Genomic DNA, 5,107 nt, shown 5'->3' with positions numbered 1-5,107 from the left:
GCTTCGCCACCTAGGGCACCCGCCTCCGCGCCACCCAGTGCCACAGCGTCTCGGTGGACCTCGCCCTCCCATCGACCGCCCCACCCGCCCTGCTCTTCCACGGCACCCACCCGCGCGCCCTCTCCCCGATCCGCGCCGAGGGCCTGCGCCCCATGAACCGCCACGACGTCCACCTCTCCCAGGACCGCGACACAGCCACCCGCGTCGGCGCGCGCCGGGGACGGCCGGTGGTCCTCACGGTCGATTCCGGCGCCATGCACCGCGACGGCCACGTGTTCCAGCTGAGCGCGAACGGCGTGTGGCTGACGAAGGCGGTGCCGGTGGAGTACATCCGGTTCAGCGAGGCCCGCTGAACCAGCGGTGACGGACGGTGACTGTTTCACGTGAAACACGACCCTCCGCATACGCTCGACCCATGAGCCTGCACCTGAGCACCGTGATCCTCCCGTACCGCCGCTGGCACGAGGGCAGCCGTGAGGCGTGGCAGCGAGCGGAGCAGCTGGGGTTCCACACCGCCTACACCTACGACCACCTGTCCTGGCGGACCTTCCGCGACGGCCCGTGGTTCGGTGCGATCCCCACGCTGACGGCCGCGGCGGGCGTCACCGAGCACCTGCGCCTCGGCACCCTCGTCACCTCGCCGAACTTCCGCCACCCCGTGACGCTGGCCAAGGAACTGATCTCGCTGGACGACGTCTCCGGGGGCCGTATCACCCTCGGGGTCGGCGCGGGCGGTACCGGGTTCGACGCGACCGCGCTGGGGCAGGAGCCGTGGACGCCGCGCGAGCGTGCCGACCGGTTCGCGGAGTTCGTGACGCTGCTCGACCGGCTCCTCACGGAGGACTCCGTGTCGTACGAGGGCGACCACTACTCGGCGCACGAGGCCCGCGGCATCCCCGGCTGCGTGCAGCGGCCCCGCCTGCCCTTCGCCGTCGCCGCGACCGGCCCCCGGGGACTGAAGCTCGCCGCGCGCTTCGGCCAGGCATGGGTGACGACGGGCGACCCCAAGCTGTACGAGAACGGCACACCGGAACAGTCCCTGCGCGCCCTGCGCGAGCAGACGGACCGCCTGGCGGACGCGTGCGCGTCCCTGGGCCGTGACGCGGGCTCCCTCGACAAGATCCTCCTCACCGGCTTCACCCCCGACCGCGCGCGTCCCCTCGACTCCCTGGACGCGTTCGTGGACTTCGCCGGCCGCCACCAGGACCTCGGCTTCACGGAGCTGGTCGTCCACTGGCCGATCCCGGACTCGGACTTCGCGGCGGACGAGAAGATCTTCGAACGCATCGCGATGGAGGCACCGGCGCAGTTGAGGTGAGCCGGAGGCGGGCCAAGGCGGGGCGGGAACGGCTGCGGGAACGGCTGCGGGTGCGGGTGCGGGGACGGCTGCGGGTGCGCCAGTCCCTTCCGACGCCCCGCCCCCGCGTCGCGTGCGTCTCATCCGCGCGCACGCCCCCGCACCCGAGCGCCCGCGTACGGGACAATGCCCCCGTGACCTCAGCGACCCGGCAGCCCGAGAGCCCCGCAGCCATACACCGTCCGCGTCTGATCGCGACCGACCTCGACGGGACGTTGCTGCGGGACGACGGGCAGGTGTCGCCCCGGACGGTGGCCGCGCTGGCGGCGGCCGAGGACGCGGGCATCGAGGTGTTCTTCGTGACCGGGCGGCCGGCCCGGTGGATGGACGCGGTCAGTGATCACGTCCACGGGCACGGGCTGGCGATCTGCGGGAACGGCGCGGCGGTCGTCGACCTGCACGGCGGCCCCGGCGCCCACCGCTTCGTGAAGGTCCGCGAGCTGGCCAGGGAGAACGCCCTGGACGCCGTACGGCTGCTGCGGGAGGCCGCGCCGGGGACGGTGTACGCGGTGGAGCAGACGTACGCGTTCTACCAGGAGCCCGAGTATCCCAAGATGCACATGGAGATCCCGGACGACCTCGCCCCCGCGGAGGAACTCCTCGCCGCCGACGGCCCCTGCGCGCGGGAACCCGTCCTGAAGATCCTCGCCTACCACCCCACGCTGGACCCGGACGCGTTCCTCACGCTGGCCCGCGAGGCGATCGGGGAGCGCGCCGCGGTCACCCGGTCCAGCCCCAGCGCGCTCCTGGAGATCGCGGGCCCCGGCATCTCCAAGGCCAGCACCCTCGCCCTGTGCTGCGCGGAACGCGGCATCGCCCCCGAGGAGGTCGTCGCGTTCGGGGACATGCCGAACGACGTCGAGATGCTGACCTGGGCGGGCCGCTCCTACGCGATGGGCAACGCCCACCCCGACGTGATCGCGGCGGCATCGGGACAGACGGCCGCGAACAACGAGGACGGCGTGGCCGTCGTCATCGAGAAGCTGGTGGCGGAGAGGGCATAGCCCTTCACCCCAACGCCACCCCCCGGTCCGCCAGCCACGGCACCGGGTTCACCGCCGAGCCCATGTCCGGGGTCACCCGTACCTCGAAGTGCAGGTGCGGGCCCGTGGAGTTGCCGGTTGTGCCGGTCTGGCCGATCCGCTGGCCCGCGGTGACGCGTTCGCCGGGGTCGACGGCGACCGAGGCGAGGTGGGCGTACTGGGTGTAGTAGCCGCCGGGGTGGCTGATGACGAGCTGGACGCCGAAGCCGTCGCCGCAGGCCACGCGGACGACCCGGCCGGCGCCGACCGCGCGGACGGGCGTACCGATCGGGACGGCGAAGTCCTGCCCGGTGTGGCGGTGGGCCCAGCGCGCGCCGCCGCTGCCGAAGGAGGCGGAGAGGCGGTAGGACTCGACGGGGGCGACCCAGTCCGACGCGGCGGCCGGCGTCTGCGGGAGCCGGATCGCGCCGGGGCAGGAGCCCGCCGCGACGGACGCCGCCGCCTGCCCCTGGAGCCGCCACCGCGCCTCCTCCAGCTTGCGTTCGATGTCCCGCTTGAGCACGGCGAGTTCGGCGGTCCGCCGCTCCAGCACCTGCCAGGCGTACGCCGCCCGCGCCGCGTCCCCCGCGAGCCGCTCCTCGACGGCCCTGCGCCTGCCGAGCGCGCTCCCGACGGCCAGATTCGCCTGCGCGAGCACGTGCTGACCGCGCATCAGCCGGTCGGGATCGCCGTTCAGCACGGCCTGTACGGCCAGCGGCAGCCCGCCCCCGTCCCGGTACTGGGCCCGCGCGATCCGCCCGAGCTCCGCGCGCAGCCTGTCGAGTTCGCGCAGTTCCCCGGCGCGCAGCTCCTCGTACCGCTGGGCCTTCGCGCGCTGTGTCTCGGCCTCGCGGCGGCCCGCGTCGTACTCCTGGGACGCGGCGGCGGCCTCCTCGTACAGCTGCGCGACCTGCGCGCCGAGGCCGTCGCCCGGGCCTGTCTCGCCGTCGCCGGTGTGGCCGTCGGCGGGGGTGGGGCGGGCCATGAGGACCGCCGCCGCGCACAGCAGGACCGGGACGAGCAGGGGGCGGCGGCGAGGTGAGCGCATGTCAGCGATCGTGTCCCAGGGTGCGGGTGGCGCGCCCGTTCACGTCATACGACCGGGGGACAGCGCGTCCGGATGGCCCAACGCCGGGTGACGCGCCGTCACACCGGGTTGACCCCGGCCGGGTTCAGTGCGGCGCCTCCCACACCACCGTCGTCCCGCCGCCGGGCCCCGGACCGTAGCTGCTGTCGCCGCCGAGGGACTCCGCGCGCCGTACGAGGTTGAGGAGCCCGCTGCGACGGCCCCCGTCACCGATGCCGACACCGTCGTCCGCGACGGTCAGCCGTACGCCGGGACGGCCGCCGGGAAGCGTCACCGTGGCGTCCACCACCACGTCGATGCGGGTGGCGCGGGCGTGCCGGAACGCGTTGGAGAGGGCCTCGCGCAGAGCGGCGACGAGGTTCTTGCCGGTCGCCTCGCCGACGAGCGTGTCGACGTCCCCGGCGAACCGGCAGCCGGGCCGGAAGCCGAGCGGTACGGCGGCCATCGCGACCTCGCGCAGCACGCGGGTCCGCAGCCGGGCCGGCGTCCCGTCGGGGCCCTGACGCAGGGCGAAGATCGCCGTGCGGATCTCCTGGATCGTGACGTCGAGCTCGTCGACGGCCCGCCCGACACCCTCGCGCACCTCGGGCGCGGCGGCCTCCCGCTGCGCGCTCTCCAGCGTCAGCCCCGTCGCGAACAGCCGCTGGACGACGAGGTCGTGCAGGTCACGGGCGATCCGGTCGCGCTCCTCGAACACCGCGAGCCGCTCCCGGTCGCGCTGCGCCTCGGCCGCGATCAGCGCGAGCGCGGCCTGTTCGGCGAACCGCCGGGCGAGTTCGCGCTCGGCGTCGGTGAACGTCCGCCGCCCCCGAGCGCGCGGCAGGCAGAGCGTGCCCAGGAAACGGCCGTCTCCGCGCAGCGGGAGCAGTAGGGCGGGGCCGTACTCGGCCGCGCGCGAGGTGACCGCGCGGGGGTCGGTCGCCGCGTCCTCGACGTACACCTCCTCGCCCGCCAGCAGCGCCCCGACCAGCTCGCTGTCCCCCGGGATCACCTCGCCGAGCATCCCCGACGGGCGGTCCGAGGCGACGGCCGCGATCTCCAGGCCGCCCCCTTCGGCGGGCAGCAGGACGACCCCGGCGACGGCCTCGGCGAGGGTGCGGGCCCACTCGGCGACCACCTGGAGCGCGTCGTCGGGGTCGTCGCCGGCCAGCAGCGCGGTCGTGACGGCCACCGAGCCGTCGATCCAGCGCTCCCGCTGCCGTGCCGCCTCGTACAGCCGCGCGTTGCCGATCGCGATCCCCGCTTCCCCGGCGAGGGCGCGCGCGAGGTCGAGGTCGGCGCCGTCGAAGGGCCGCCCGTCACGCCGCCCGGCGAGGCAGAGGCTGCCGTACAGCTCGCCGTGCGCGCGGATCGGGACGGCGAGCGCCCAGCCGGACCCGTCGCCGTCCACCTCGACGGCCGCGTCCCGGACGCCGAGGAGGGTCACGGCCGTCGCGGGGATGCGCTCCAGCTCACCGCCGACGGACCGGAGGGCTTCGAGGAGACGGGGGTCGACTGGCATGGAGCCAGGGTAATTTGCCCGATTTGCCAATCGTGGTGCGACGCCCGCACGCGGCCCCCACGGCCCTGTTTCACGTGAAACCAGCCATGAAGCCAGCCGTGTTTCACGTGAAACATCCCCCACCGCCCCTCAGCCGGCCG

The 5,107-nt window shown here is 74.6% G+C and carries 4 protein-coding genes and 1 pseudogene; 3 read left to right on the top strand and 2 right to left on the bottom strand.

Translation table 11 applies throughout. From position 1 onward, the window contains the following. Positions 1-14: 14 nt before the first annotated feature. From AOK24_RS26565 to AOK24_RS26555, 3 genes and pseudogenes are all read left to right on the top strand, one after another. A pseudogene (locus AOK24_RS26565) lies at positions 15-353 on the top strand (RNA 2'-phosphotransferase); the annotation flags it as partial. Positions 354-415: 62 nt separating this feature from the next. Continuing rightward, the gene (locus AOK24_RS26560) at positions 416-1,318 is read left to right on the top strand and encodes an LLM class flavin-dependent oxidoreductase (RefSeq protein WP_055722590.1); all 903 of its coding nucleotides are present in this window, start codon (positions 416-418) and stop codon (positions 1,316-1,318) included. 173 nt (positions 1,319-1,491) lie between these two features. After that, the gene (locus AOK24_RS26555; protein WP_055722589.1) at positions 1,492-2,361 is read left to right on the top strand and encodes a Cof-type HAD-IIB family hydrolase; all 870 of its coding nucleotides are present in this window, start codon (positions 1,492-1,494) and stop codon (positions 2,359-2,361) included. A 4-nt stretch (positions 2,362-2,365) separates the two neighbouring features. Here AOK24_RS26555 and AOK24_RS26550 read toward each other — a convergent pair whose 3' ends face one another. Together AOK24_RS26550 and AOK24_RS26545 are read right to left on the bottom strand one after the other, a co-directional pair. Continuing rightward, positions 2,366-3,427: a M23 family metallopeptidase gene (locus AOK24_RS26550; protein ID WP_055722588.1), complete on the bottom strand. Its 1,062-nt coding sequence runs from the start codon at positions 3,425-3,427 to the stop codon at positions 2,366-2,368. A 124-nt stretch (positions 3,428-3,551) separates the two neighbouring features. Further along, complete coding sequence (locus AOK24_RS26545) at positions 3,552-4,967, bottom strand: GAF domain-containing sensor histidine kinase (RefSeq protein WP_079056999.1); 1,416 nt, start codon at positions 4,965-4,967, stop codon at positions 3,552-3,554. Positions 4,968-5,107: the final 140 nt, after the last annotated feature.

It is taken from the genome of Streptomyces niveiscabiei (genome assembly GCF_001419795.1).
Lineage (GTDB): Bacteria > Actinomycetota > Actinomycetes > Streptomycetales > Streptomycetaceae > Streptomyces > Streptomyces niveiscabiei.
The sequence above is the reverse complement of the archived record's forward strand: the minus strand, read 5'-3'. Positions and strand labels throughout refer to the sequence as shown.

What these genes read in the sequence shown, in the direction of transcription:
- AOK24_RS26560 (WP_055722590.1), top strand. Translation starts at nt 416, where the DNA reads ATGAGCCTGCACCTGAGCACCGTGATCCTCCCGTACCGCCGCTGGCAC.
- AOK24_RS26550 (WP_055722588.1), bottom strand. Translation starts at nt 3,427, where the DNA reads ATGCGCTCACCTCGCCGCCGCCCCCTGCTCGTCCCGGTCCTGCTGTGC.
- AOK24_RS26545 (WP_079056999.1), bottom strand. Translation starts at nt 4,967, where the DNA reads ATGCCAGTCGACCCCCGTCTCCTCGAAGCCCTCCGGTCCGTCGGCGGT.